Genomic DNA, 24,564 nt, shown 5'->3' with positions numbered 1-24,564 from the left:
GGCGCCGCCGACCGGATTTTCCCCGCAGCTCGGATCCACGCTGAGAGAGACGCGATGACGAAGTACAAGCTCGAATACATCTGGCTCGATGGCTACACGCCGGTGCCGAATCTCCGCGGCAAGACCCAGATCAAGGAATTCGAGTCGTTCCCGACGCTCGAGCAGCTGCCGCTCTGGGGCTTCGACGGCTCCTCGACGATGCAGGCCGAGGGCCACAGCTCGGACTGCGTGCTGAAGCCCGTCGCGGTCTATCCCGACCCGGCCCGCACCAACGGCGCGCTCGTGCTGTGCGAAGTCATGATGCCGGATGGCGTCACGCCGCATTCCACCAACAAGCGCGCCACCATCCTTGACGACGAAGGCGCCTGGTTCGGCTTCGAGCAGGAATACTTCTTCTACCAGAACGGCCGCCCGCTCGGCTTCCCGGAGCAGGGCTACCCGGCCCCGCAGGGCCCGTACTACTGCGGCGTCGGCTACGCGGCCGCCGGCGGCATCGCGCGCGAGATCGTCGAGGAGCATCTCGACCAGTGCCTCGCGGCCGGCATCAACCACGAGGGCATCAACGCGGAAGTCGCGAAGGGCCAGTGGGAGTTCCAGATTTTCGGCAAGGGCTCCAAGAAGGCCGCCGACGAGATGTGGATGGCGCGCTACCTGCTGCAGCGCCTGACCGAGAAGTACGAGATCGACATCGAGTATCACTGCAAGCCGCTGGGCGACACCGACTGGAACGGCTCGGGCATGCACTGCAACTTCTCGACCGAGTATATGCGCACGGTCGGCGGCAAGGACTACTTCGAGGCCCTGATGGCGGCCTTCGACAAGAACCTGATGGACCACATCGCCGTCTACGGCCCGGACAACGACAAGCGTCTGACCGGCAAGCACGAGACCGCGCCGTGGAACAAGTTCTCCTACGGCGTCGCCGACCGCGGCGCGTCGATCCGCGTGCCGCACTCCTTCGTTAAGAACGACTACAAGGGCTATCTCGAGGATCGCCGCCCGAACTCTCAGGGCGACCCCTACCAGATCGCCTCGCAGGTGCTGAAGACGATCTCGGAAGTTCCGACCGAGAAGGCCGCCGCCGCGGCCTGATCCGGGAGCTTCTGCTTTTCGACGCCCGGGCCTTGCGCCCGGGCGTTTGCGTTTCCGCACGCCGCCATGGACTTTCTTTCGCCGCGGACCGCTCCTACTTGGGCCTTGAGACCAAATGCGGCGTTTCCGCGCCGCGACCCGTGGAGACGCTTCGCCGATGATCCGCCTCGCCGCCCTCGCTTTCGCAAGCCTCGTCACCGCAGCCTCGGCGCAAGCCACGCCGGTTCCCGAGGGCCTGTGGAGCCTGTCCAAGGGCAAGGTCCAGGTGCGGATCGTCGCCTGCGGCGAGGCGCTGTGCGCCACTGTGGCCGGCCTCGCCAAGCCGAACGACAAGCAGGGCCGTCCGAAGGTCGACAAGCGCAACCCGAACCCGGCGCTGCGAGAGCGCCGAGTGATCGGCATCTCGCTGCTGTCCGGCATGAAGGCGGACGCCGGCGGCTGGTCCGGCAATTTCTACAATCCTGACGACGGCGAGACCTACGCCGGCCGTATCGAGCAGGGCGGCGACGGCAAGCTCCGGCTTAAGGGCTGCGTTCTTGGCGGCCTGATCTGCAAGACGCAGGTGCTGACGCGCATCAGCTGACGACGGCGGGAGCGACCGCGCCCCGCACTTGAGCCGGGGCGGGAACTGGCGTATCGCGCCCGCTTCAGGCCTCGTGGGTCCGCGCGACGCGGGCCGGGGCTTTCCGGCATCCGGAACGGCATGGCGTACGCGGTCAAGGAAGTCTTCAAGACGCTGCAGGGCGAGGGCGCGCAGGCGGGCCGCGCGGCGGTGTTCTGCCGTTTCGCGGGCTGCAATCTCTGGTCCGGTCGCGAGCAGGACCGCGCGACGGCCGCCTGCCGCTTCTGCGACACCGACTTTGTCGGGCTCGACGGCGAGGGCGGCGGCCGCTTCGCCGACGCCGATGCGCTCGCCGACGCCATCGCGGGCTGCTGGGGTCCGGCGCTCGAAAGCCGCTTTGTGGTGTTCACCGGCGGCGAGCCCCTGCTGCAGCTCGACGACGCGCTGCTCGCGGCCGTCCGGGAGCGCGGTTTCGAGAGCGCGGTCGAGACCAACGGCACGCAGGACGCGCCAGAGGGCGTCGACTGGCTCTGCGTCAGCCCCAAGGCGGGAGCCGATCTCGCGCTCACCGCAGGCGACGAGCTCAAGCTGGTCTATCCGCAGCCGGGGCTCGATCCGGCGACGCTTGAAGCGCTCGCCTTCCGCCACTTCTTCCTGCAACCGATGGACGGGCCGGACCGCGAGGCGAACACCGCAGCCGCCGTCTCCTATTGCCTCGCGCATCCGCGCTGGCGGCTCAGCGTCCAGACCCACAAGGCGATCGGCATCCCGTGAAGATCACGCAGGCATTCCATTTCGAGGCGGCGCACCGGCTGCCGAACGTGCCCGCCACGCACCGCTGCCACCGCATGCACGGCCATTCCTACCGCGTCGAGCTGACTATCGAGGGACCGGTCGACCCCGCGACCGGCTTCGTGGTCGACTTCTTCGACGTGGAGGCGGCGTTCGACCCGCTGCTGAAGCGGCTCGACCATTTCTGCCTGAACGATGTCGAGGGGCTCGAAAACCCGACGGCCGAAAACATCGCCGTCTGGATCTGGGAGCGCACGCGTCCGGCGCTGCCGCAGCTCGCGACCGTCAGGGTGTTCGAAACCCCGCACTGCTGGGCGGAGTTTGCGGGCTCATGAGCGCGGCCTCGGACGGCGCGCTGGTCCTGTTCTCGGGCGGCCAGGACTCCGCGACCTGCCTCGCCTTCGCGCTCGACCGCTACGAACGCGTCGAGACGCTCGGCTTCGCCTATGGCCAGCGCCATGCCGTGGAACTCGACCGCCGGGCCGCGCTGCGTGAGGGCATGGCGCGGCTGAACCCGGACTGGGCGGCGCGGCTGGGCGAGGACCACACCGTCGATCTCTCCGCCCTCGGGCGGCTGTCGGAAACCGCGCTCACCCGCGATGTCGCGATCGCGATGGAGGAGGGCGGGCTGCCCAACACCTTCGTGCCCGGCCGCAACATCGCTTTCCTCACCTTCGCCGCCGCGTTGGCCTACCGGCGCGGCTTGCGCCGCATCGTGGGCGGGATGTGCGAGACCGATTTCTCCGGCTATCCCGACTGCCGCGACGACGCCATCAAGGCGCTGCAGGTCGCGCTGAACATCGGGATGGAAAGCCGTTTCGTGCTGGAGACGCCGCTGATGTGGCGCGACAAGGCCGCGACCTGGGCGCTGGCCGAAGAGCTCGGCGGCGAGGCGCTGGTGGCGCTGATCGTCGAGGAGAGCCACACCTGCTACCTCGGCGACCGCGGCGAGCGCCATCCCTGGGGCTACGGCTGCGGGACCTGCCCCGCCTGCGCGCTGCGGGCGCGGGGGTGGGAAAGCTATCAGGAGCGGTGACGGAGAAGCCTCGCAGGCTACGAAGGGCCGTAGCCGGGTGCAGAACCCGACGGAAGTCGTGTCGCCCGTAAGTAGTTGTGTCTATTGAGGCCAATGCATGGTTGCGCTTGGATCGAGCCTCGACGGGACGTTCGCCCCGCCGTCCTGATGTTGCCCACCCGTCCCGATGCCGCCTATCCGATCCACGATGCCGCACGACGAGGCCTTCGGTTCACCACTGTACTTCGCCCGCGTGGCCCGGACAATCGCCCGCCGCGGGTCGTTGACGCCCCAGCAGGACGCCGACTTCGCGCAAGCCGTCTGGAGAATGAGCTTCATCGCCCAGAAGCGGGATGAAGGTCGATGGCTCGAGGCTCACAAAGTCTATATCGGCTATCTGACCAATTTTATTAATTCAAAAGAAATATTCGTTCCCTTTTATCTTGCGTGCGTGTTTCCCGGGCGGGCTGTTCTCGAGGATGCGATGACCATCGCCGATGCGATCGTGCTGGAACCCGGTCATGCGCTGTGCCTCTCCGGCAGCACGACATTCCTCGGCAGGCTCGCCAGTGGATCGGACCTGGACTTCTGCGAGTACTATACCAGCGCCGCCGATGGCATTTGCGCCGCCATTGAGACCAAATCGGGCGGTTCCGGGCCGATCTGGCTGACGAGCTTCAAAGCCGGCGGCGAGCCGATCCGCGTGCCTTCCAGGGGCCACGCGGCGCGGATCGCGACGGCTCTGGCTGATTGCCCGCCCGATCGGCCGGCGCAGCGCTTCAAGCTCAATTTCGTCAGCATATTCGGCTCGTTCGGCGACATGCCGGTGACGAGCGTCGTCCTGCCTATGGCGGCGGACGATCCGGAAGGCGGCAACGCCGAGCACAGCTTCGCCTTCCAGGAGGCGGTGATCTCTGGCGCGGCGCCGGGCCGTTCGCTGCTGAACGCGGCCGCGTTCGCTCGCTACGCGTTGTGGCTGAAGAATGAAGTCCGCGTATGGTGCGATGAGCCCGAGCGGAAGGCGCCGCTCAAAAGCCTCAAAAGGGCGCTATCGGTATTTTTGTTACTGGGATATCCGCTCGACCATTCCCATTACGGCGGCGAAACGTCCGAGGATCTCGTTGACGTCATTCTCGCGCGATTGAACGCGCGCGAAATGATCTGGCTCGCGAATTCGCTGCGCATCCATGATCTTAGAATGCAGGTCGCCGACTTCGACGACGAGACATTCGACGGTCTTCGCAGCCGGCTCGACGTAGAGGCCGAGGAACAGTTGGACGCCGCGGACGTTGACGGGATGCTTGCCGGCGTCCGCGAAATCGCCGAGGCTCTGATGTTGATCCTGAACGATCTGTTTGACCGAGCCGGTGAACTCCCATGACGACGCTCGATCGCGACGAGACCATCGACGCGATATTGCGGCTGATCCCGCACCGTCCGGGGGACCGTGCGGGCGCGGTCGAAAATCTGCGGACGCTCGATGACCGGGCGCTCTCTGCCGAACTGATGACGCTGCGCCAGGCGGTCGACAGACTCGCCCCGGCGGCGGGCACTGTCGGACGGGGCGACCCGGAAGCCCGCGCGCGCGCCGGCGCCATGATCCGCTCAGGTCTGAGAAAGATCGAGGCCGTCCGCGAGCAGGTCGAGGCTCGCCACGCGCGATCGGCGGGAGCGAATGAGGGTTCCGCTGCCGCGCGTGAGCGAAACGTGCTTCCCCAAGTTTCCATCCCATCGGCTGCGTCTCGCGACCTGTCAATGGACAACAGCGACCTTGCCACCGTCGAGGGAGAGGGGTGGCCGTGGAGCCGTCCGATGGCGATCGAGCTGCCGGTGTCGCCGCCGCTTCGCCGTGGCGGAGCAGCGCGGGAGCGCGTTGTGATTGGCGAGGATGTCGCCCATTACGCCGAAATCCAACGCGCGATGCTAACGGCCGCGATCGATAACGTGATGGGCGCGCCGCTGCTCGATGTATTCGGGTATAAGCAAGGAGCGGACGCTGGCGACCTGGTCGATTTGGCGCTGCGGGACGAGGCGGTTCAGGAGTACTTCCACACGCGCCTCGCGCCCATGTCGCATGAACTGCTTCGCGTGATCCGCCGCCGGTTCGCGCAGGGCTCCTGGGTTCCCGACGAACAGTCCGCGGAAATCTGGCGGCGCGCGGCAGCGGAGGTGTTCGAGGGCCTCAACGTGCCGTCGTCAATGACGGACCCGGTCTTCATGAGCGACGATCCTGCCTTCGTCAGCGAGGCGACTGCCTTTACAGGGCTCGCCAAGCTGGTGTCGACGATCAGGCGTTACCGGCCGGACCTGATCGTTATACCGGATGGTGCGGGCGCCATCACCGGATCGTTGATCGCCGCCGAGTGCGGTGTTCCGAGCATCATGAGCGCCGACGACCTGGCGGCAGCGCGCGGAGGGCCGAAAATCGTTCGCGTCGCCGTGGTCGACGACATCGTGCGGAGCGGCCGAACCATGGATGAAACGCTGGAGCTTTGCCGCAAGGTGTTCGGCGGCGGCGGACGCGTCGTCGGCGCGGCGCTCGTGGGCAGCGTCGACGGTGTACGGATGTTGGGCGATCAGGTTTTTCTGCCCAACATTTCGCCAGACCGCAACGTGCGGTTGCCGTGGGACCCCTTCGGCGAGTACCGGCGAACCGATAGCGATCACATACTCGGCGATGGCAGGCCGGATCGGCTTACCGTCGGGCGTGACCTGCTGCGCCGGGCCGCCGACCGAATGCTCGCCTGGGGGGCCGCCGCATCGCCCTAACGCGCGGAAGGCGCCGGCCACGGGGACCGGCGCCTTTTAGCAGTGACGTCGCTGCGTCCGGCCGGACTCACCCCGCGAGCTTGAGCCCGCCGTTCGGGGTGCGGATCTCGATGTCGACCTCCAGGGTCGCCAACGTGTCCTTGGTGTCGGTGGTGATGCGCACCTTTTCCGGGTCGATCGCGATGTGCTTGGCGATCACCGCGAGGATCTCGTCCTTGAGCTGGGCGACGAGATCCGTGCGGCCGAACACGGCGCGCTCGTGGGCGAGCAGGAGCTGCAGGCGCTCCCTCGCCGCCGGCGCTGACGAGCGCCGGGAGAAGAACCGCAGAACGCTCATGCCGCCCTCCGACCGAACAGGTTGCCGAAGAAGCGCTTCTTCTCGCTCGGCACCGTCATCTCGATGGTCTCGCCGCGCAGACGTCGCGCCGCGTCGAGATAAGCGCGCGACGGGGCGGAGATCGGGTTCGCGAGCGTGACCGGCGAGCCGAGGTTCGAGGCCTTCAGCACTTCGGGGCTCTCGGGGATGATGCCGAGCAGCGGGATCGAGAGAATCTCGAGCACGTCGTCGACCTTCAGCATATCGCCGCGCTCGGCCCGGACCGGGTCGTAGCGGGTGAGCAGCAGCAGCTTCTCGATGGTCTCGCCGCGCTCGGCCTTCTCGGTCTTCGAGTCCAGCAGGCCGATGATGCGGTCCGAGTCGCGCACCGAGGAGACTTCCGGATTGGTGACGATCACCGCGAGGTCGGCGTGGCGCATGGCGAAGTAGGCGCCGCGCTCGATGCCGGCCGGCGAGTCGCAGATGATCCAGTCGAAGCGCTCCTTGAGCTGGTTGATCACCCGCTCGACGCCCTCGGCGGTAAGGGCGTCCTTGTCGCGCGTCTGGCTCGCCGGCAGCAGGTAGAGGCTCTCCACCCGCTTGTCCTTGATCAGCGCCTGGTTCAGGTTCGCGTCGCCCTGCACCACGTTGATCAGATCGTAGACCACGCGCCGTTCGGCCCCCATCACGAGGTCGAGGTTGCGCAGGCCGACGTCGAAGTCGATGACGACGACGCTCTGCCCGGTCTGGGCCAGGGCCGCGCCGAGAGCGGCGGTCGACGTGGTCTTGCCGACGCCTCCCTTGCCCGACGTGACGACCAGAACCTCTGCCATGTGTGTGTCTCCTTGGAACGGATGATCGCGCGGGTCGTCAGTCGAGGGCCGCGACGCGTAGGGTTTCGCCTTCGAGGCGGGCGAGAGCGGGCTTGCCCTTGAGCGCCGGGTCGAGCTCGTCGGTGGTCATGTAGACGCCGTCGATCGCGAGCAGTTCGGCGTCGAGTTTGCGGCAGAAGATGCGGGCCTTGGCGTCGCCGGCGGAGCCCGCGATCGCCCGGCCGCGCAGCGCGCCGTAGACGTGGATGGAGCCGGCCGCGACGACCTCCGCGCCGGAGGCGACCGAGCCGCAGATCGTGACGTCGCCGTCGGGGAAGGAGATGGTCTGGCCCGACCGCACCGGCTGGTCGATCACCAGCGAGGTGGCCTTGCGCGCCGGGGCCTCCGGCGCCGAGAGGTCGCCGGCGGCGCGACCGCCGATCGGCATGGCGAGATGGGCGTGGGCGCCCTCGAAATGGGTCGGGGCGACGCCCTCGACGCCGATCACCCGCACCTTGCGCGCCTCGAGCTCGGCGAGCAGGGCGGTCATCGCCCGCGGCGTCGGGCGCATCGCGGACAGGTCGAGCACCACCGGCCGGCCGCCGAAGAAGCCGGGCGAGCGGGCGGTGAGCTGGTCGAGCTCCGCCAGCCATTCGTCCGCCGGGGGCTCGGGCGCCAGCACCAGCGCCATGAACGACCGCCCGCGAAAACGGATCGGGCGACGCTTGGTCTGGGAGGCGGCTTTGGGAACGATCTGCAGAGCGGCTTGCGACACGTGAGGAGCGCCCGGTGACGGAGGTTAAGTTAACGAAGCGTTGCTCCGACCAGTTGAGCGGCGCGTGGTTAACGACCCGTTAATCGACCGGCAAAATGTGCCGGGCGTCCCCTGCGGCCGCGCGTTCTGCAATGTTTCCGACGTCGCTACCGCCCTCGACCGTGACCGCCGCGCCACGCTCCGGTCCCGAGCGGAGGCGATCCGGCCCGGCGATCGTTCCTCTGGCGATTTATTGGTATGGTCGGATCGAATCGGCGACGACAGTTCGAGTTGTCGATTGATCATGTGAATCTGGTCCCCTGCGCCGGGGGACGCCGGTCCGGCCGGCGCGGCGCGGTCTGGACCGGACGCGGTCCTCAAGGGGCCAAATGGGGGATGATAAGATGCGGATGAGCATGAAGGCGGCGCTGCTGTCGAGCGCCGCCATGTGGTTCGCCGTCTGTCCGGGCGCGGCCCCGGCGGCGGATTTCGCGGTCGAGGCCGGGGCGAAGCCCGCCGTCGACGCGATCAACGGCAAGCTCGAAGGGTTCGGCGGCTGGGCCGACGGCCGATTCGGCCGTGACGGGTTCTCCGGCGGCGCGCTCGGCTCGTTGACGGTCCCGCTCGGCGAGCGCTTCGGCGCGCAGATCGACGGCCTGGCGGCGGTCAAGGACGGCGATTTCGTCGGCGGCGGCGCGGGCCATCTGTTCACCCGCGATCCCGACCGCTTCCTGTTCGGTCTCTATGGCTCCGGCGTCGGCTTCGACGACCGCGTCAACAGCTGGAACGCCAAGGTCGGCGCCGAGGGCGAGCTTTATTTCGACCGCTTCACGCTCTCGGCCGTGCTCGGCTACGAGCGTCTCGGCGGCGGCTCCGACCGTGTCGGCGCGCGCCGGATCGAGCGCGCGTCCAGGGGCGGCTCGTTCTTCGACTACGCCGACCTCAGCTACTACGTCACCGACGACTGGAAAGTCTCGGTCGGCCACCGCTACACCGGGCGCAAGCACGCGGCGGCGTTCGGGACCGAGGCCCGGCTGCCGTTCGGCGCCGTTCCGGTCTCGGCCTTCGTCGAGGGCCGCCTCGGCGAGGACGACTACAAGGCGGTCTGGGGCGGCCTGAAGGTCTATTTCGGCGGCGAGGACAAGCCGCTGATCGCCCGCCACCGCGAGAGCGACCCGCCGAACTGGCTGAAGGACGACCTGTTCTCCACCCGCACGAAGCGCCGCTCGCTGGGCGCTGCGCCGACTCCGCCCACGGAGCCGGAGCTGCCCTGCGGCTGCGGCGGCCCGTGCCCCTGCGGCCCGGAAACCTGAGCCCGGCGTGAGGCGGGCGCTCCTCGCCTGGGAAGGCGGGGGCGGGCGCGGCCATCTCGTGACGCTTAAGACGGTCGCCGAAGCCCTCGGCGACCGTTTCGAGTTCGACGCCGCGCTCTGCCGGATGGACCACTCCGGCGAGATCGAGGCCTTGTGCGAACAGGTCTTCCCCGCCGCCTATCTCTGGCTGCGCGACGAGCCGCGCCGTTCGAGCGGGGTCGGCTGCGCCACCTGGGGCGAGTACCTTGGCGACATCGGCTTCCGCGACCAGGCCTTCCTCGCACGGCAGATCGCCTGGTGGCAGGAGGTCATCCGCGTGCGGGACATCTCGCTCGTGGTCGGCGACTTCGCGCCCTGCGCGCTGCTCGCGGCGCGGGGGCTCGGCGTGCCGGCCTGCGGCGTCGGCACCGGCTACAGCTGTCCGCCCGCGGCGATGGCCGAATTCCCGGTGCTGCTGGGCTCGCATCCGAAGCGCATCTACGACGAGGCCGAGATGCTCGCGGTGGTCAACGCCGCCGCGACGCCGCTCGGCGTGCCCGAGCTCGACCGGCTGCCGGCGATCTACGAGGGCGTCGACCAGCTCGTGCGCACGCTGCCGATGCTCGACCCCTATGTCGCCCATCGTCGGGGCGATCTGCTGCCGCCGGTCGCCGACGTGCCGAACGGGATCTCGGACGGCTCGGGCGAGGAGATCTTCGTCTATTTCTCGACCACCGAGCGCGACAATCCCTCGCTGATGGAGGCGCTCGAGGATCTCGGCGCGCCGACGCGGCTGTTCATGCCCAACATTCCCGAGGACCTCGCCGCGCGGCTCGCCTCCCGCGGCGTCATCGTCGAGCGCGCGCCCGTTCCGGTCGACCTGATCGCGCGCCGGTCGCGGCTGATCCTGCACGCCGGCCAGCACGGCATCCTCTGCCTCGGCCTCGCCTGCGGCCTGCCGCAGGTGGCCGTGCCCCAGCATATGGAGCAGCTCTACCACGCGCGCCGGGCCGAGGAGGCCGGCGTGCTGCGCGTCGCGCTCCACCGGGAGATCGACGTCGCCGCCTTCCGCGATCTGGTGCGCGCCTGCCTCGCCGACGAGGAGATGGGGCGGCGCGCCCGCGATCTGGCGCGCGACCTGCGGCCGCTGCTGACGCGCGACCCGCGACGACTGATCCGCCGCCGCGTGCTGGCCGCGGCGTGGTGAGGCGGCCGCCGCGCACAGCGTTGACGGCGTAAGGGGGCCGCGCTAGCGTCCTAGAGTTAAGTTGTCGTCTCGTTTATAATCGTTTGGATTGTGTCGTTACGACGTAAATCCGAAGGCAAGAGGGTTGAGATGCTGAACGTTCGACAGTATTTCGGCGGTTCGAGCGCTCCGGCCGCGGAGCCGCCAGCCGCGCCCGTCGAAAGCCCCGCCGCCGCGCGCCCACGCGCCTACAACGCCGTCGTCGGCCAGCTCTACGCCCGGATCGACGAGCTGCGCGCCAAGGCGCAGGGCGGCGCGCTCGCCGCGGCCGACCTCGACGCGTTCGAGCATCAGGTCGCGCTGTTCGTCAGCAAGTTCTCGTCCTACGCCACGATCAACACCAAGATGAAGGAAGACTACGACCGGCTGACGCTCGAGGCGATGAGCCGCCGCGGCGTGCCGGACGCCATCGCCTTCGACTACGCCTCGGCCGCCTCCGATCCGGCCGTCCGGCAGGCCGCCATCGATGCCTTCCGCGAGCATGGCGCGATCGTGCTGAAATCGGCGATCGGCCATGACCACGTCGCGTCGATTTCGACCGCGCTGCTCGACCTGCTGCAGAGCAACGCCGCCGACATCGCGCGGATGGAGTTCATCGATCGCGAGCTCTATTCGATCGACGGTCAGGGCACCGCGGTCAAGGGCTACCGCGCCAAGGCGAACTACCCGAAGACGCTGATCAGCCAGCGCACCGGCCTCGACCGCGGGCTGGTCGACATTTTCAATATCGACTTCATGATGCCCGACGTAGGCAAGGCGCTGTCCGACGCGGTGCGCAGCCCGCTCGTGTTCGACGTGCTCAAGGGCTCGTTCGAGACGGTCGAGTTCGAGAACCTCAACATCTATTACAACAACGGCGTCACCGACACGCGCGGCTTCCACGTGGACGCTTACACGCCCAAGGCCAAGATCTTCCTCTATCTCACTGACGTCGAGATCGAGGACGGGCCCTATTGCGTGGCGCTCGGCTCGCACAAGAACTTGCCGCTTCTGAAGCACAACCGGCGCGCACATGGCATGGCGCCTTTCAAGGAGACGGACGTGATCTACACGCCCTCCGAAGGCGCCACGGCGTTCCGCGGGCTCAAGGGCGACGTCATCATCTCCTGCCAGCACGCCTCCCACCGCGGATATCCGCAGCAGGCAGGGCATGTTCGCATGATGGGCGTGCAGTCGGTGCGGATCGGTTGACCGCGTGACGCGCGCGAGCATCTTCAAGGCTGCACTGAGCCGCGACTGGTTCCGGCGCGCCAGCGGCGACTCACCTGCCGTTCCCGCACCCCCCTCCCGAGCAAAACAGCCGATGCCGCAACAAAGCCGCAAGCTGCTGATCACCGACAACAAGACCTTCTCCCAGTTCGGCGTCTCGCCGGTTCGCCTGTGCGACGTTGGAGCCCGCGATGACATCGTCGAGCCCTGGAAGCGGATCGAAGCCAAGGCTCCCGACGTCATCCGCGTCGTCGGCTTCGAGCCTGACCCTCGTGAATGCGCGCGGCTGAACGCGCGTCAGGGCGAGAGGCGGCAATACTACGCCACGGCGTTATGGAGTAGCGTCGGAGAGATCGAATTCAACATCACCCGGTCGCCGGCCCAGTCCAGCGGCTTCGAACCCGACATCGAGACCCTTACAAGGCTGTTCCCGGTCGAGCGCTGGCGCGGACGCCAGGTGCGCCGCAAGGTGACGGTGCAGGCGGACACGCTGGACCGTGTCTGCGCGCGGGATGGGCTCTCGATCGATTTCATCAAGCTCGACACCCAAGGGGCCGAGTACGAGATTCTGGCGGGCGCGACGGAGACGCTGAAGACCTGCTTCGGCGCTCAGGCCGAATGCTGGCACTACCCGGCCTATCGCGGCCTCAGACTCGCTCAGGACGTGATGCGTCTGATGGCGGACAACGGCTTTTCGGTGTTCGCCTACTCCGAAGGCGGGAGCTGGAGGCGTGGCGCCGACGAGGTCGCGCGCAACGATCGTTCCCAGCCGGTGCAGGCCGACATCCTCTTCCTGAAGAACGTCGAGACGCTCGATTTGGGCGGTACGCCGTTCGAGCGCGCGGTTAAATGGGCCGCGATCGCCGAACTCTGGGGGTTCGCGAGCTACGCCAAGGACATCCTCAAACGCTGGGCCGAGACCAATCCCGACGCTTCCGAGAACTTCCAAGGCGTGATCACCCGGATCGAGAAGAACGCCGTCGCGAACTTCGAGGTCTTCGGGAGGTCCGGCGGATTTCCCTCGCTGCGCTGATCAAGGCCGGGCGTTCGGTCGCCCGGCCTTGATCTGTTGGACTGATCGCTTCCGGTATGGCGGCGTGGCGCGTCGCAGCGTTCCTAGACGGTCGAGCCGATGACCGAGTCCTCCAAAACCGTAGAGCCTCCGTCGCGGCGTAGACGATTCCTGAGCCGCGTAGCGGCGGGGGTCGGGGGCTTCGCGGCGGCCGCCGCCGCGACCGTCGCGGCCGTTCATGACGCGCGCACGCCGAAGGCCGCGCCGGCGGTCGCGCCCGGCGCCGCGATCGAGACCGGACGCTGGCGGGTCTCCGCGTCGAACGCCCGCGTGATCGCCGAGACGCCGGACGGGCTGCGCCTGCTGAACGGCAAGACCGCCTTCGCCGCCGATCTCGCGCTCGAAAATCTCACGAGCGTCACCAGCAACGCCTTCTACCGCCTCGTGGCGCTGAAGGACCCGCCCGCCGGCGTGGACCCGAAGCCGTCGTTCTACCTCGCCCGCGACGGCGCGCTGCTCTGGTCGCTGCATCCGCGCATGGCCGAGACGGTCACGGCCGTGTGGACGCTGCCGCCGGGCGTCGCGCCGCCGAGGGAGGCGCGCCTCGCGGTGACGGGCGAGACCTTCAAGCCGAAGGACAATCTCTACGCCGCGCCGGGCTGGTTCGACCCGAAGGTGGTGGCGGAGGTGACGCTTCCGGTCGCGGGCGGGGAGGCCGCGCGGTGACCGGCCGGCGGCTCGCGACCGTCGCGCTCGTGCTGGCGGCGGTTCCGCTGCTCTGGGCGCTGCGCTGGACCACGCCGGTATATGCGGAGCTGACCGGCCCGATCCCCGTTCACGGCGCGCCGGGCGAATGGGTGGAGGGCCGCCAGCTCGGCGCGAAGGTCTCGGGCGTGCGTCTCGCCGGCCGGCTGAGGGCGGAGGTCTTCGGCAGGAGGATCGAGCGCACGACGTCCGGCGTCTGGGCGGTGGTCGATCTCGAACTGCGCGCGACCGTCGACAGCGTCATGCTCCATGGCGCGCGCTGGGTCGGCCCGTCCGGCCGCGCCTACGCCGCCTCCCGCAGGGTCGAGGGGCCGCCGAACCTCGCCACCGGCCTGACGCTGCAGCCGGGCCTCGCGCGCAAGGCGATCCTCGTGTTCGAGCTGCCGGCGGACGAGGTCGCGGATGGCGAGCTGCGGCTCTCGGCGCTCCCCGAACCCCGGCTCGACAGCGAGATTCGCATCGCGCTCGGGGCGCCGCCGTCGTCCCGCGCGGTGACGCTGGAGCTCAGCCGTGGCGGCTGAGCCGACGCCCGCTGAACGGCGCGCGCGGCGCTGGAGCCTCGCCGCGCTTCTCCTGCTCGCGCCGGCGGCGCTCGCCGCCGCGGGCTGGCGGCAGGCGATCGACCTCGCCCATGGCCGCGAGCTTCGGGTCCGCGAGGTTGCGGCGGGCGAGGCCGCCGACTACGCCGGCGCGACGTGGCGGGTGTCGGATTTCCGCGTGCTCGCCGACGAGCCGGACCCGCGCCTGCGCACCCCGCCGGACCGCGCGCTGGCGCTGCTGCGTCTGAAGGGCCGCGTCGCGCGCGACATTGGCGAGGACTGGTCGGTCTGCCAGCTCACGCTGGTCGACGGGGCGGGGCGGCGCTGGCGGCCGGGCGACGTCACGCTGCCGCGCGACCTGCAGCGGCTGATCGAGCCCGGCGGCGTCTCCGCGCCCACGTGCGGCTCGGTGGCGTTCTCGCAGCCGAAGGCGGGCGCGGAGGTGGAGTTCGGCGCGATCTATGTCGTGCCGCGCGACGCGCTGCCGACGCTCCGGGCGCGCTTCAGCGTCCTGAGCGAGCGGCCCGAGGCGCTCGCCTTCGCGAGACCCTAGACGCGCCGCCGGAAGGCGCGGCCGCTCGCGAAGGCGAGTTCGAGCGCTGCGGCGAGCAGGCAGATTTTCAGCGGCTGAACGAGCGCGCCGTCGCCGGGCTGGCTCGGCGCGCCGAGCGCCAGCGAGACGCCGGACGCGATCACCTGCCAGAGATCGAGGCCGTGCGGGCCGATCAGGCGCGCGGCGCCGAGCCAGGCCCAGGCCGACAGCCAGTCGATCAGCCGCCAGATCACCACCACGCCGACCGCGAGCGTGACGCCTGCGCCAAGCGTCAGCCGCACGCCGTTCGCGATCGCGCGGTACCGTTTCCAGGTTCCAGCGACGAAATGGCCGACGAAATCGCGCACGGCCCGCGGCGCGCGCTCGAGGCGTCCGATCAGCCGGGCGACGCGGCCGTCCTTCGGCGTCTCCGCGCCATGCACGTCGTAGCCGTAGACGATCGCCGCCAGCGTCAGCCAGACGAGCGGGTAGAGCGCATAGAAGAACAGCCCGCGCGCCTCCTGCGCGAGATCCGGCCCGGCCGCCTCGACGGGAGGCGGGATCGCGGCCGCGGCCGCCGCCGCGCCGGGCCAAAGCCCGTCCCACAGCCGGAGCAGCAGCTCGGGCAGGCCCGCCGCGAAAGCGGTCGCCTCGTCCTTCCAGCCGGAGATGACATAGAGGCCGATGAAGGCCCAGGCGGCTTCGCAGACGACTATCGCGACGTCCCAGCCGGCCTTGCCCGTGCGCGCCTTCAGCGCCTTGGCGGCGCGCCGCACCGCCCAGATCGCGGCGACCGAGGCGACCAGCCAGGCTCCTCCGGAGACGTTGAGCAGCATGCCGCCGCCGAAGGGCGCGACCGACAGCGACAGCTTCGAGTAGTCGCGCACCGCGTCGCCGAGGAAGCCCCAGGCGGCGTAGACCGCGAAGAACGGCACGAGCGCCAGCGCGACGCCGCCCATGAAGCCGGCGAGGCCGCGGCGCTCCTCGCGGGTCGCGGCGTCGGCCGCGCTGATCGAGGCGGCCTGCGCGGCGCCAAGCGCCGGCAGGCCGGGGCGCAGCGCCTCGAACATCGCGACCGTCGCGACCAGCTTCACCAGCACGACGCTCGTCAGCGCGACGAGGCCCGCGAGCGCGTTGAGCCGGCCGAGCGCGACCGAGCCTTCAAGCAGCAGATCGCGCAGCAGCATGTCGAGCAGGGCGAGCGCCAGGAGCTGCGGCCAGAACCGCCTGAGAAAGGCGGTCGCGAGCGCGACCAGCGCGACGCCCGCGCTGAGGGGCTTCAGGGGAGGCACGGCGTCGGCGGCGGCGGTCATGGCGGGCGCGGTGGCGGCTGCGGGAGGGCGACCCTAACGTGAGCCCGGCGGGAGAACCACCCCAAGTCTTGAGCTAAAAATCCTAAATAGGAAAATAAGCATTGACAGCGTGACGCTCGTCGGGTAGGTTTCTCCCATGCTCCACAGTTGCGCCCGAGGATGGCGACGGGCGAGGGAGGCCTGATGACGGAGGAGACGCCGCCCGGACGGCGGCCGGCGCCACCGGCCTCCGCCGAAACCATCGCGAAGGCGCGACGGCTGGTGGAGACCACCGAGCTGAAGCAGGTCGAGATCTGCCGACTGGTCGGCCTCGCGCCGCCCTCGCTCAGCCGCATGATCCGGCGTGAGGGCTGGATCCGGCCCCACGCGCTCGCCCGACGGCGCGAAACGGTGCGCGGCGTCCGCGCGAAGGTGGACGAGGCGCTGGAGCGGGTCGAGCCGTGGCTCGCCGGCGGCGGCGCGGAGCTCGCCGAGGCGGAGCGCGCCGCGAAGACGCTGGCGAGCCTGGTGCGGACGCTCCGGGAGCTTGCGCGCTACGACGCCGAGCAGGCGGCGAGGGACGGAGGCGCGGCCGACGATGACGCTCCCGCCGACCTCGACGCCCTCAGGGACGAGCTTGCGCGACGCCTTGCTCGCCTCAGAGCCGAAGCTGATTGAGCGCCTGCTCGCCACGCTGAGGCCGTCGCAGATCAAGGGTTTCGAGGCGCTTTGGGACGTGTGGGGCCGGCCGGACCAGACCCCGCCCGCCGGCGACGGCTGGACGACCTGGCTGATGCTCGGCGGCCGCGGCGCTGGCAAGACCCGCGCCGGCGCCGAATGGGTGCGCGGTATGGCCGCCGGCCGCGCCGGCTTCGCGGACGCTCCCGTCGGCCGCATCGCGCTGGTGGCGGAGACCTACGCCGACCTGCGCGAGGTGATGATCGACGGCGTCTCGGGCCTGCTCGCCGTGCATCCGCGCGCCGAGCGCCCGGCCTACGAGCCGAGCCGCCGCCGGCTGACATGGCCGAACGGCGCGGTGGCGCAGGGGTTTTCGGCCGAGGATCCGGACGCGCTGCGCGGACCGCAGTTCGAGGCCGCCTGGTGCGACGAGATCGCCAAGTGGCGGCATGCGGAGGAGACCTGGGACATGCTGCAGTTCGGACTTCGGCTCGGCCGCCGCCCGCGGCAGGTGGCCACCACCACGCCGCGCGCCGCGCCGCTGATCAAGCGGCTGCTGGCCGACCCCGCGACCGTGACGAGCCGGGCGACGACGCGGATGAACGCCGCCAATCTCGCCCCGCGCTTTCTGGAGGCCGTGGTCGGGACCTACGCCGGCACGCGCCTCGGCCGGCAGGAGCTCGACGGCGAGCTGCTGGAGGAGCGCGAGGACGCGCTCTGGACCCGCGACGTGATCGAGCGATCGCGCGTCAGGACCATGCCGGCGCTGAAGCGCGTCGTCGTCGCGGTCGATCCGCCGGCGGGCGGAGGCAAGCGCTCCGACGCCTGCGGGCTGGTGGCGGCGGGGCTCGGCGAGGACGGCCGGGCCTATGTGCTCGCCGACGAGACCATCGCCGCGCCGCGCCCCGAGCTCTGGGCCGCGCGCGCGGCCGCGCTGTGGCGTCGGCTCGAGGCCGACGCGCTGGTGGCGGAGGTCAACCAGGGTGGCGAGATGGTGCGCGCCGTGATCGCGCAGGTCGATGCGGAGATCCCCGTCATCGCGGTGCGCGCCACACGCGGCAAATGGCTGAGGGCCGAACCGGTGGCGGCGCTCTACGCGCAGGGCCGCGTCGCCCATGCGGGCGCTTATCCGGAACTCGAGGACGAGATGGCCGCCTTCGGCCTCGACGGCCTCGCGAACGGCCGCAGCCCCGACCGCGTCGACGCCCTCGTCTGGGCGGTCTCGCATCTGATGCTGTCCGCACGGGGCAGGGGGCCGCGGGTGCTGGGGTTGTAGCCGTCAGCGCGGCTCCCGCGTCGCCTTGTTCGGGTCGCGGTAGATGCCTTGGTTGAGCGACGGGTCGTCGGCCTTGTTCTCGGTCGCGCCTGCGGCGCCGGTTCCGTCGCGCCCCGCGGGGCGGCCGGCCGAGCCGCGCTCAAGGCCGCCGGGCGTGTCCGGGGCGGTCGCGCCTGTGCGCGCCGAGGGCGTCGCCGGGGTCGTGGAGCGGGTGCCGCCCGACGGCGAGCCTGTGGACGAACTGCCGCCGCCTGTGGAGCCGCCGCCCGAGGAGCCGCCGGTCTGGGCGGCTGCGGGGGCGACGATCGCGGCGAGAGCCGCCGCGGCGATCGCAAGTTTGAACGGGCTCATGTGACAAGCCCTCCCTGACGCTGCGGATCGGCCGCGCATGCGGCCTCCTGTCAGGAACGCAAGGCCGGCCGCCATCGTTCCGGTCGCCGCGCGCCCGCGGGTCCCTGCGCGGCCCGAACATCGTCTTCATCGCAGAAGGATGCGGCGGATGGCTTTCGCCCTCGCAACGCTGTTCGGCCGCGCGCCGGAGCGGAAGTCCCACGGCTCCGGCCTCGTCGCCTTCTCCGGCGGCGGCCGGCCGCTCTGGAGCGCGCGCGACCCCGCGAGCCTTGCGCGGGAGGGGTATCAGCGGAACCCGGTCGCCCACCGGGCGGTGCGCATGGTGGCGGAAGCCGCGGGCGGCGTGCCTCTGGTGCTGTCGGAGGCCGGCCGCGAGCTCGACGCGCACCCGCTGCTGCGGCTGCTGGCGCGGCCCAATCCGCGGCAGGGCCAGGCCGGCTTGATCGAGGCCGTGATCTCGAACCTGCTGATCGCGGGCAACGCCTATGTGGAGGCGGCCTCGGTCGACGGCGAGCCGCGCGAGCTGCATGTCCTGCGGCCGGACCGCATGCGCGTGATCGCCGGGCCGGACGGCTGGCCGGAGGCCTACGAGTACCGCGTCGGCGCCGAGGTCGCGCGCTTCGACCAGCGCGCCGAGCCGGTCGCGCCGATCCTGCACCTGACGCTGTTCCATCCGCTCGACGACCATTACGGCCTCAGCCCGCTGGAGCCGGCGGCGGCCGCGCTCGACCTGCACAACGCCGCCACCGCCTGGAACAAGGCGCTGCTCGACAACGCCGCGCGCCCCTCCGGCGCGCTGGTCTACAAGGGACCGGAGGGCGGCGGTCTGACCGACGATCAGGTGGAGCGGCTGAAGGAGGAGCTGGAGGCCCAGTTCTCCGGCGCCGCCAACGCCGGCCGTCCGCTGCTGCTCGACGGCGGGCTCGACTGGAAGCCGCTATCGCTCAGCCCGCAGGAGATGGACTTCCTCGCCGCCAAGAACGGCGCCGCCCGCGAGATCGCGCTCGCCTTCGGCGTGCCGCCGATGCTGCTCGGCATTCCGGGCGACGCGACCTACGCCAACTACCAGGAGGCGAACCGCGCGCTGTGGCGGCAGACCGTGATCCCGCTGCTCAACCGCGCGGCGCAGAGCCTCGCCGGCTGGCTTGGTCCCGCCTGGGGCGCCGAGCTCAACCTCGCGCCCGACCTCGACGCCGTCGAGGCGCTCGGCCCCGAACGCGAGGCGCTGTGGCACCGCGTGACCGAGGCGGACTTCCTCAGCGTCGACGAGAAGCGCGCCGCGGTGGGGTACGGCGCGGAGGAATGAGCGCCGCGCTTGCCGCGGCGGTTGCACCATCCATATCATATGATACGATCTGGCGTATCAAAGGAGGCGGTCGTTGGAGCGCGCTGCAATCGTCCAGGCTTCGCTCGAGGCGGACGCAAAGGACCGGACCGCGACGATCGTGAAGGCGGTCGTGCGCGCCTGCGCTTTCTGGGGTCTGACCAACCGGGAGGCGGCGGACCTGTTCGACGTGCCGATCGCCACGTGGAGCCGGATGAAGGCGGGGCAATTCCAGGGGCGGCTCGACCATGACAAGATCACGCGGGCGAGCCTGATCGTCGGCATCTTCAAGGCGCTGCGGCTGCTGTTCAACGGCGAGATGGTCGGCGGCTGGCCCAAAAGCCCGAACGCGGGCGCGCTGTTCCGGGGCCGGACGCCGGTCGCCGCGATGATCGACGGCGGCATCCCCGCGATGCTGAGGACGCGCCGCTACCTCGACGGCCTGCGCGGCGGGCTGTGATCCCGGAGATCGACTTCGTCGAGGGCCGCACCGTCCGCCTCGTGCCGACGCCTTACATCGACGAGCCGGCCGTCGCGCCGCTCGCCGACGACGCCAAGGAGCAGGCGATCCTGAACGAGTTGGAGGGGCTGACCTCCGCCCGGCTGTCCGTCGCGGCGCTGCCGATCGGCGTCGATCCGTCGGAACTGCTGACCGAAGCCTATGGCTACGGCTGGACCTATGTGAACGCCGCCTTCTGCCACGCGAAACCGCCGGGCAACCGCTTCAACGACGAGGACCGGGGCTGCTGGTACGCGGCCTTCGGTCCGGACGACGCGGCGACGGCCGAGGCGGAGGTCACGTTCCACATGGCGAACGCGCTGCGCGAGGCGGGCGCGACGAGCGAATTCGTGTCCTACCGGCAGGTGCTGGCGTCGTTCGCGTCGCGGTTCCACGATCTGCGGGCGGAGCCGGATCACCCGGCTCTCGCGCCGGACCCGTCCTTCGGCTACCTCGCCGGCCAGGCGTTGGCGCTCTCGATCAGGGCGGCCGGCGGAGCAGGCGTGCTTTATCCCTCGGTGCGCTTCGCCGGCGGCTTCTGCCTCGCCGCGTTCCGGCCTTCGGTCGTCCAAAACGTGCGGCTGGGGGAGCAGGTGGGCTTCCGCTGGGACGGATCGCGCATGACCAAGGTCGCCTGAGCGCGTTCCGCCTGCTGACGCAAACCCCGCTCCGGCGGGGTTTTTCATGTTCCCCGCGTCTCCCGTTCCCGAAGGTCCGCCCATGCCCGAAACGCTTCTCCGGCGGGTCGTCGCCCCGTCGCGCCCGCCGCGCGCGTTTGCGCCGGAGCGGAAGCGGCTGCCGTTCGCGGCGGCCGTGGCGGCCGACGGGCGGATCGAGGGCTACGCCAGCCTGTTTGGCGTCGTCGATCTCGGCCGCGACCGGGTCGAGCGCGGCGCCTTCGCGGCGAGCCTGAAGGCGCGCGGCGCTTCCGGCGTGCGCTTCCTGTTCCAGCACGATCCGGCCGAGCCGATCGGCGCCTGGGAGGGGATCGCCGAGGACGAGCGGGGTTTGCGGGTCGCGGGCCGGCTGAACCTCGCGGTCGCCCGCGCCCGCGAGCTGCACGCGCTGCTGCTGCAGGGCGCGCTCGACGGCCTGTCGATCGGCTTCCGTCCCGTCCGCGCCGTCCGCTCCGCCGGCGGCGTGCGCCGCCTGATCGAGGTCGATCTCTGGGAGGTCTCGATCGTGACCTTCCCGATGCTGCCCGACGCCCGCGTCGCGAGCGTCAAGCGCGCCGGCTCGTCGCTCGCGCGTCCGTTCCTGCGCTTTCCGTTCCATCCCGCCGCCGGAGCGCGGCGTCACGCCCGAGGCTGAACACGATGACCGAGCTTTCCCTGCGCTCCCCCGAGACCAAGGCGGTCGAGGCCGCGCCCTCGAGTCTCGAGGTGGTGACCGCCTTCGACGACTTCATGCGCGCCTTCGAGGCGTTCCGGGAGACCAATGACGAGCGGCTCGCCGAGATCGAGGCCAGGCTGTCGCCCGACGTCGTGACGAGCGAGAAGCTGTCGCGGCTCGACGACGCGCTCGACCGCCAGCAGAAGCTGCTCGACGATCTCGCGCTGAAGGGCCGCCGGCCGGCGCTCGCCGCGGGCGAGGGGCCCTCGGCCGTGGCCGGGCGCGAGCGCAAGACGGCGTTCGACGCCTATGTCCGGCGCGGCGACGCCGCCTCGCTGCGCGGGCTCGAATCCAAGGCGCTCATCGCCGGGACCGATGGCCAGGGCGGCTATCTCGTGCCCGACGAGACCGAGCGCGAGATCGGCCGCCGCCTCGCCGAGGTGTCGCCGATCCGGGCCATCGCCACGGTGCGGGCCTCGACCGCGTCGGTGTTCCGCAAGCCGTTCGCGACCGCGGGCTTCGCCTCCGGCTGAGCGGCGGAGACGGCCGCCCGCGCCCAGTCCGCGACGCCCGCGCTCGACGAGCTCGCCTTCCCGGCGATGGAGCTGTTCGCGATGCCGGCCGCGACCCAGACCCTGCTCGACGACGCCGCGGTCGACCTCGACCAGTGGATCGCCGAGGAGGTCGAGACCGCCTTCGCCGAGCAGGAGAGCGTCGCCTTCGTCACCGGCGACGGCGCCACCCGGCCGCAGGGCTTTCTCACCCCGCCAGCGGTGGCGAACGCCAGCTGGAGCTGGGGCAGCATCGGCTATGTCGCCACCGGCGCGGCCGGCGCCTTCGCGGCCTCGAACCCCTCCGACCGGCTGCTGGACCTCGTCTACGCCCTGCGCGCGGGCTACCGCCGCAACGCCCATTTCGTGATGAACCGGCGCACCCAGGCGGCGGTCCGCAAGCTGAAGGACGGCGACGGCCGTTACCTGTGGGAGCCGCCCGCGACCGCCGGCGGCGAGGCCACGCTGATGGGCTTCCCGCTGGTGGAGGCCGAGGCCATGCCGGACATCGCCGCCGACGCCCACGCCATCGCCTTCGGCGACTTCCGCCGCGGCTATCTGGTGGTGGACCGCGTCGGCGTGCGCATCCTGCGCGATCCCTTCACCTCCAAGCCCTACGTGCTGTTCTACACCACCAAGCGGGTCGGCGGCGGCGTGCAGGACTTCGACGCCATCAAGACCCTCCGCTTCGCCGCGAGCTGAGGGGCGCATCCGCTCTCACGTCATGCCCGGCGACCGCCGGGCATGACGGCGAGCCCCGCGCCGCATTCGCGCTTCAGGAAGCCGATCCCGCATCGGCGTGTTGGTCTGCGAGGCCTCTTCCATGCCCGCCGTTCTTCTCACTGCGCCCGCGGCCGCTCCGATCGGCCTGGCGGACGCGAAGGCCTTTCTGCGCCTTGAGCACGACGCCGAGGACGCGCTCGTCGCCGGCCTGGTCGCGGTCGCGACCGCGCAGGTGGAGAAGGCGACCCGCCGCGTGCTGGTCGCCCAGCGCTGGCGGCTCGACGTGGCCCAGCCCGCGCCGGGCGCCGCGATCGCGCTCAGGCCGCGCCCGGTGCGCGAGGTCGAGGCGGTGCGGCTGCGCGAGCGCGACGGGACGCTGCACGCGCTGCAGCCCTCCGACTGGCGCTTCGACTGGGCGGCGGAGAGGCTCTCTCTCGTGCGCCACGACCCGGCGTCGCGCGTGGTCGAGATCGACCTCGCGGTCGGCTACGGCGACCCGGCGGACGTGCCGGAGACGCTGCGGCTCGCCGTGCGCCGGCTCGTCGCGGACGGGTTCGAGCGCCGCAACGGCGCCGACGGCCCGCCCATCGACGTCGGCGCGCTCGTCGGCCCCTATCGCGAGCTCTCGCTGTGACCGCGGCCGTCGTCGCGCTCGGGACGCTGCGCCACCGCGTCGCGATCGAGCGGCCGGCGGACGCGCCGGACGGCTCCGGAGGCGTCACGCGCGGCTTCGAGCCGCTGACGGTGGCTTTCGCGCGCGTGGAGCCGCTGTCGGCGGAGGAGACCATGCGCGGCTACGCGCTCGGCCTCGCGCGGCTGCATCGCGTCACCATCCGCGCCCGCGGCGACGTTTCGGGCGGCTGCCGTGTGCTGTGGCGCGGCCGGACCTTCGACGTGCTTTCGGTGCGCGAGCGGGACGACCATGGCCGCTTCGAGGAGCTGCTCTGCGAGGAGATCAGGTCGTGACCGCCTCCGCCGCGCTCAGCCTGCGCGCCGCCGTGTTCGCGCGGCTGTCCTCCGACGCCGCGCTCAGCGGCCTGCTCGGCGGCGCGAAGATCCATGACGAGCCGCCGCGCGCGGCCTTGCCGCCCTACGTCGCGCTCGGTCCCATGACGGCGCGCGACGTCTCGGGCGATCTCGTCCCGGCGGTCGAGCACGAGCTCGCGCTCGAGCTGTGGTCGCGCGAGGGCGGGCTCGCCGAGGCGCTGAAGGCGGCCGACCGCGTCGTGCGCCTTCTCGACGGCGCGGAGCTCGCGCTCGACGGCCACCGCCTCGCGAGCCTCGCCTGGCGCTTCACCGCCGCGGACCGCGCCACCAACGCCGACTTCCGCCGCGCCGAGATCGCCTTCCGCGCCGTCACCGAACCCCTCGACTGAAGGACCGATCCGCCATGGCCATCCAGAAGGGCAAGGACCTGCTCGTGAAGGTGCAGAGCGCGCCCGGCGTGTTCACCACCGTCGCAGGGCTTCGCACCCGCGCGCTGTCGTTCAACGCCGAGACGGTCGACGTCACCCATTCCGAAAGCGCGGGCCGCTGGCGCGAGCTGCTCGCCGGCGCCGGCGCGAAGCGGGCGAGCGTCGCCGGCGCCGGCGTGTTCCGCGACGAGGCCTCCGACGCGTTGGTGCGCGGCCTCGCCTTCGATGGCGCGGTCGAGACCTTCCAGATCGTCATTCCCGACTTCGGCCGCGTCGAGGGGCCGTTCCAGGTGACGGGCCTCGAATTCCGCGGCGACCACGCCGGCGAGCTGACCTTCGATCTCGCGCTCGAAAGCGCCGGCGCCCTGAGCTTCACCGCGGCCTGACGCGCGAGCGTCATCGTGGCGAAGCCGCGC

The 24,564-nt window shown here is 70.8% G+C and carries 29 protein-coding genes and 1 pseudogene; 25 read left to right on the top strand and 5 right to left on the bottom strand.

What is annotated here, in order from left to right; genetic code table 11:
• Nucleotides 1-54: 54 nt before the first annotated feature.
• The 7 genes from ACFSCV_RS04360 to ACFSCV_RS04330 all read left to right on the top strand — a co-directional run bounded on the left by ACFSCV_RS04360 (nt 55) and on the right by ACFSCV_RS04330 (nt 6,230).
• A complete protein-coding gene (locus tag ACFSCV_RS04360) occupies nt 55-1,092 on the top strand; it encodes a glutamine synthetase beta-grasp domain-containing protein (RefSeq protein ID WP_378797342.1) in 1,038 nt (345 codons plus the stop codon).
• A gap of 157 nt (nt 1,093-1,249) precedes the next feature.
• A complete protein-coding gene (locus ACFSCV_RS04355; protein ID WP_378797340.1) occupies nt 1,250-1,675 on the top strand; it encodes a DUF2147 domain-containing protein in 426 nt (141 codons plus the stop codon).
• 120 nt (nt 1,676-1,795) lie between these two features.
• Nucleotides 1,796-2,428: a 7-carboxy-7-deazaguanine synthase gene (gene queE / locus ACFSCV_RS04350; protein ID WP_378797338.1), complete on the top strand. Its 633-nt coding sequence runs from the start codon at nt 1,796-1,798 to the stop codon at nt 2,426-2,428.
• Nucleotides 2,425-2,781: a 6-carboxytetrahydropterin synthase QueD gene (gene queD / locus ACFSCV_RS04345; RefSeq protein WP_378797336.1), complete on the top strand. Its 357-nt coding sequence runs from the start codon at nt 2,425-2,427 to the stop codon at nt 2,779-2,781. Before queE ends, queD begins: the two co-directional genes overlap by 4 nt.
• Nucleotides 2,778-3,482, top strand: a complete 705-nt coding sequence (gene queC / locus ACFSCV_RS04340; protein WP_378797334.1) for a 7-cyano-7-deazaguanine synthase QueC — start codon at nt 2,778-2,780, stop codon at nt 3,480-3,482. The genes queD and queC overlap by 4 nt, the downstream gene beginning before the upstream one ends.
• A gap of 187 nt (nt 3,483-3,669) precedes the next feature.
• On the top strand, nt 3,670-4,842 hold the full coding sequence (locus tag ACFSCV_RS04335) for a hypothetical protein (protein WP_378797332.1): 1,173 nt from the start codon (nt 3,670-3,672) through the stop codon (nt 4,840-4,842).
• Nucleotides 4,839-6,230 (top strand): hypothetical protein, encoded by a 1,392-nt coding sequence (locus ACFSCV_RS04330; protein WP_378797330.1) that lies wholly within the window; start codon nt 4,839-4,841, stop codon nt 6,228-6,230. The genes ACFSCV_RS04335 and ACFSCV_RS04330 overlap by 4 nt, the downstream gene beginning before the upstream one ends.
• Nucleotides 6,231-6,297: 67 nt before the next feature.
• Here ACFSCV_RS04330 and minE read toward each other — a convergent pair whose 3' ends face one another.
• The 3 genes from minE to minC are packed head-to-tail and all read right to left on the bottom strand — an operon-like array spanning nt 6,298 to nt 8,133.
• Nucleotides 6,298-6,567, bottom strand: coding sequence for a cell division topological specificity factor MinE (gene minE, locus ACFSCV_RS04325; protein ID WP_271201914.1), 270 nt, complete (start codon nt 6,565-6,567; stop codon nt 6,298-6,300).
• Nucleotides 6,564-7,379: a septum site-determining protein MinD gene (gene minD, locus ACFSCV_RS04320; protein ID WP_378797328.1), complete on the bottom strand. Its 816-nt coding sequence runs from the start codon at nt 7,377-7,379 to the stop codon at nt 6,564-6,566. The genes minE and minD overlap by 4 nt, the downstream gene beginning before the upstream one ends.
• 37 nt (nt 7,380-7,416) lie before the next feature.
• On the bottom strand, nt 7,417-8,133 hold the full coding sequence (gene minC / locus ACFSCV_RS04315) for a septum site-determining protein MinC (protein WP_378797327.1): 717 nt from the start codon (nt 8,131-8,133) through the stop codon (nt 7,417-7,419).
• Nucleotides 8,134-8,522: 389 nt separating this feature from the next.
• Here minC and ACFSCV_RS04310 point away from each other — a divergent pair, with 389 nt between their 5' ends.
• The 7 genes from ACFSCV_RS04310 (at nt 8,523) to ACFSCV_RS04280 (ending at nt 14,728) form a co-directional block, all read left to right on the top strand.
• Nucleotides 8,523-9,425: a hypothetical protein gene (locus ACFSCV_RS04310; RefSeq protein WP_378797326.1), complete on the top strand. Its 903-nt coding sequence runs from the start codon at nt 8,523-8,525 to the stop codon at nt 9,423-9,425.
• A 7-nt stretch (nt 9,426-9,432) separates the two neighbouring features.
• Complete coding sequence (locus ACFSCV_RS04305; protein WP_378797325.1) at nt 9,433-10,611, top strand: glycosyltransferase; 1,179 nt, start codon at nt 9,433-9,435, stop codon at nt 10,609-10,611.
• A 129-nt stretch (nt 10,612-10,740) separates the two neighbouring features.
• Nucleotides 10,741-11,841 (top strand): phytanoyl-CoA dioxygenase family protein, encoded by a 1,101-nt coding sequence (locus ACFSCV_RS04300; RefSeq protein ID WP_378797324.1) that lies wholly within the window; start codon nt 10,741-10,743, stop codon nt 11,839-11,841.
• 4 nt (nt 11,842-11,845) lie between these two features.
• Complete coding sequence (locus ACFSCV_RS04295; protein ID WP_378797323.1) at nt 11,846-12,892, top strand: FkbM family methyltransferase; 1,047 nt, start codon at nt 11,846-11,848, stop codon at nt 12,890-12,892.
• A 99-nt stretch (nt 12,893-12,991) separates the two neighbouring features.
• Complete coding sequence (locus ACFSCV_RS04290; RefSeq protein WP_378797321.1) at nt 12,992-13,597, top strand: hypothetical protein; 606 nt, start codon at nt 12,992-12,994, stop codon at nt 13,595-13,597.
• Entirely contained in the window at nt 13,594-14,157 is a 564-nt protein-coding gene (locus ACFSCV_RS04285) for a hypothetical protein (protein WP_378797319.1), read from the top strand. Before ACFSCV_RS04290 ends, ACFSCV_RS04285 begins: the two co-directional genes overlap by 4 nt.
• Nucleotides 14,147-14,728 carry a hypothetical protein gene (locus ACFSCV_RS04280; RefSeq protein WP_378797317.1) on the top strand — a complete coding sequence of 194 codons (582 nt, stop codon included), beginning with the start codon at nt 14,147-14,149 and terminating at the stop codon, nt 14,726-14,728. Before ACFSCV_RS04285 ends, ACFSCV_RS04280 begins: the two co-directional genes overlap by 11 nt.
• Here ACFSCV_RS04280 and ACFSCV_RS04275 read toward each other — a convergent pair.
• Entirely contained in the window at nt 14,725-16,020 is a 1,296-nt protein-coding gene (locus ACFSCV_RS04275; RefSeq protein ID WP_378797315.1) for a hypothetical protein, read from the bottom strand. The genes ACFSCV_RS04280 and ACFSCV_RS04275 overlap by 4 nt on opposite strands.
• A gap of 183 nt (nt 16,021-16,203) precedes the next feature.
• Here ACFSCV_RS04275 and ACFSCV_RS04270 point away from each other — a divergent pair, with 183 nt between their 5' ends.
• Together ACFSCV_RS04270 and ACFSCV_RS04265 are read left to right on the top strand one after the other, a co-directional pair.
• On the top strand, nt 16,204-16,677 hold the full coding sequence (locus ACFSCV_RS04270; protein ID WP_378797313.1) for a hypothetical protein: 474 nt from the start codon (nt 16,204-16,206) through the stop codon (nt 16,675-16,677).
• Nucleotides 16,598-17,953 (top strand): DNA-packaging protein, encoded by a 1,356-nt coding sequence (locus ACFSCV_RS04265; RefSeq protein WP_378797311.1) that lies wholly within the window; start codon nt 16,598-16,600, stop codon nt 17,951-17,953. Before ACFSCV_RS04270 ends, ACFSCV_RS04265 begins: the two co-directional genes overlap by 80 nt.
• Before the next feature lie 3 nt (nt 17,954-17,956).
• Here ACFSCV_RS04265 and ACFSCV_RS04260 read toward each other — a convergent pair whose 3' ends face one another.
• Nucleotides 17,957-18,304, bottom strand: a complete 348-nt coding sequence (locus ACFSCV_RS04260) for a hypothetical protein (protein WP_378797310.1) — start codon at nt 18,302-18,304, stop codon at nt 17,957-17,959.
• A gap of 148 nt (nt 18,305-18,452) precedes the next feature.
• On the opposite strand from ACFSCV_RS04260, the gene ACFSCV_RS04255 reads away from it, so the two are divergent.
• From ACFSCV_RS04255 to ACFSCV_RS04215, 9 genes and pseudogenes are all read left to right on the top strand, one after another.
• Nucleotides 18,453-19,610, top strand: a complete 1,158-nt coding sequence (locus ACFSCV_RS04255) for a phage portal protein (RefSeq protein ID WP_417568601.1) — start codon at nt 18,453-18,455, stop codon at nt 19,608-19,610.
• 73 nt (nt 19,611-19,683) lie between these two features.
• A complete protein-coding gene (locus tag ACFSCV_RS04250) occupies nt 19,684-20,088 on the top strand; it encodes an antitoxin Xre-like helix-turn-helix domain-containing protein (protein ID WP_378797306.1) in 405 nt (134 codons plus the stop codon).
• Nucleotides 20,085-20,765, top strand: a complete 681-nt coding sequence (locus tag ACFSCV_RS04245) for an RES family NAD+ phosphorylase (protein ID WP_378797304.1) — start codon at nt 20,085-20,087, stop codon at nt 20,763-20,765. The genes ACFSCV_RS04250 and ACFSCV_RS04245 overlap by 4 nt, the downstream gene beginning before the upstream one ends.
• An 82-nt stretch (nt 20,766-20,847) precedes the next feature.
• Nucleotides 20,848-21,438, top strand: coding sequence for an HK97 family phage prohead protease (locus tag ACFSCV_RS04240; RefSeq protein ID WP_378797302.1), 591 nt, complete (start codon nt 20,848-20,850; stop codon nt 21,436-21,438).
• Nucleotides 21,439-21,443: 5 nt separating this feature from the next.
• A pseudogene (locus ACFSCV_RS04235) lies at nt 21,444-22,712 on the top strand (phage major capsid protein).
• 121 nt (nt 22,713-22,833) lie between these two features.
• A complete protein-coding gene (locus ACFSCV_RS04230; protein ID WP_378797300.1) occupies nt 22,834-23,367 on the top strand; it encodes a head-tail connector protein in 534 nt (177 codons plus the stop codon).
• Complete coding sequence (locus tag ACFSCV_RS04225) at nt 23,364-23,699, top strand: phage head closure protein (RefSeq protein WP_378797298.1); 336 nt, start codon at nt 23,364-23,366, stop codon at nt 23,697-23,699. Before ACFSCV_RS04230 ends, ACFSCV_RS04225 begins: the two co-directional genes overlap by 4 nt.
• Complete coding sequence (locus tag ACFSCV_RS04220; protein WP_378797296.1) at nt 23,696-24,109, top strand: DUF3168 domain-containing protein; 414 nt, start codon at nt 23,696-23,698, stop codon at nt 24,107-24,109. The genes ACFSCV_RS04225 and ACFSCV_RS04220 overlap by 4 nt, the downstream gene beginning before the upstream one ends.
• 14 nt (nt 24,110-24,123) lie before the next feature.
• Nucleotides 24,124-24,534 (top strand): phage major tail protein, TP901-1 family, encoded by a 411-nt coding sequence (locus ACFSCV_RS04215; RefSeq protein ID WP_271201896.1) that lies wholly within the window; start codon nt 24,124-24,126, stop codon nt 24,532-24,534.
• The last annotated feature ends 30 nt before the right edge of the window (nt 24,535-24,564 follow it).

It is taken from the genome of Methylopila henanensis, assembly GCF_042681025.1.
In the GTDB taxonomy this organism is placed as follows: domain Bacteria; phylum Pseudomonadota; class Alphaproteobacteria; order Rhizobiales; family Methylopilaceae; genus Methylopila; species Methylopila henanensis.
The sequence above is the reverse complement of the archived record's forward strand: the minus strand, read 5'-3'. Positions and strand labels throughout refer to the sequence as shown.

Excerpts from the sequence above, each read along its gene's own strand:
- ACFSCV_RS04360 (WP_378797342.1), top strand. The coding sequence starts at position 55 with ATGACGAAGTACAAGCTCGAATACATCTGGCTCGATGGCTACACGCCG.
- ACFSCV_RS04355 (WP_378797340.1), top strand. The coding sequence starts at position 1,250 with ATGATCCGCCTCGCCGCCCTCGCTTTCGCAAGCCTCGTCACCGCAGCC.
- queE (WP_378797338.1), top strand. The coding sequence starts at position 1,796 with ATGGCGTACGCGGTCAAGGAAGTCTTCAAGACGCTGCAGGGCGAGGGC.
- queC (WP_378797334.1), top strand. The coding sequence starts at position 2,778 with ATGAGCGCGGCCTCGGACGGCGCGCTGGTCCTGTTCTCGGGCGGCCAG.
- ACFSCV_RS04335 (WP_378797332.1), top strand. The coding sequence starts at position 3,670 with ATGCCGCACGACGAGGCCTTCGGTTCACCACTGTACTTCGCCCGCGTG.
- ACFSCV_RS04330 (WP_378797330.1), top strand. The coding sequence starts at position 4,839 with ATGACGACGCTCGATCGCGACGAGACCATCGACGCGATATTGCGGCTG.
- minE (WP_271201914.1), bottom strand. The coding sequence starts at position 6,567 with ATGAGCGTTCTGCGGTTCTTCTCCCGGCGCTCGTCAGCGCCGGCGGCG.
- minD (WP_378797328.1), bottom strand. The coding sequence starts at position 7,379 with ATGGCAGAGGTTCTGGTCGTCACGTCGGGCAAGGGAGGCGTCGGCAAG.
- ACFSCV_RS04310 (WP_378797326.1), top strand. The coding sequence starts at position 8,523 with ATGAGCATGAAGGCGGCGCTGCTGTCGAGCGCCGCCATGTGGTTCGCC.
- ACFSCV_RS04300 (WP_378797324.1), top strand. The coding sequence starts at position 10,741 with ATGCTGAACGTTCGACAGTATTTCGGCGGTTCGAGCGCTCCGGCCGCG.
- ACFSCV_RS04290 (WP_378797321.1), top strand. The coding sequence starts at position 12,992 with ATGACCGAGTCCTCCAAAACCGTAGAGCCTCCGTCGCGGCGTAGACGA.
- ACFSCV_RS04275 (WP_378797315.1), bottom strand. The coding sequence starts at position 16,020 with ATGACCGCCGCCGCCGACGCCGTGCCTCCCCTGAAGCCCCTCAGCGCG.
- ACFSCV_RS04270 (WP_378797313.1), top strand. The coding sequence starts at position 16,204 with ATGACGGAGGAGACGCCGCCCGGACGGCGGCCGGCGCCACCGGCCTCC.
- ACFSCV_RS04265 (WP_378797311.1), top strand. The coding sequence starts at position 16,598 with ATGACGCTCCCGCCGACCTCGACGCCCTCAGGGACGAGCTTGCGCGAC.
- ACFSCV_RS04260 (WP_378797310.1), bottom strand. The coding sequence starts at position 18,304 with ATGAGCCCGTTCAAACTTGCGATCGCCGCGGCGGCTCTCGCCGCGATC.
- ACFSCV_RS04255 (WP_417568601.1), top strand. The coding sequence starts at position 18,453 with ATGGCTTTCGCCCTCGCAACGCTGTTCGGCCGCGCGCCGGAGCGGAAG.
- ACFSCV_RS04240 (WP_378797302.1), top strand. The coding sequence starts at position 20,848 with ATGCCCGAAACGCTTCTCCGGCGGGTCGTCGCCCCGTCGCGCCCGCCG.
- ACFSCV_RS04230 (WP_378797300.1), top strand. The coding sequence starts at position 22,834 with ATGCCCGCCGTTCTTCTCACTGCGCCCGCGGCCGCTCCGATCGGCCTG.
- ACFSCV_RS04215 (WP_271201896.1), top strand. The coding sequence starts at position 24,124 with ATGGCCATCCAGAAGGGCAAGGACCTGCTCGTGAAGGTGCAGAGCGCG.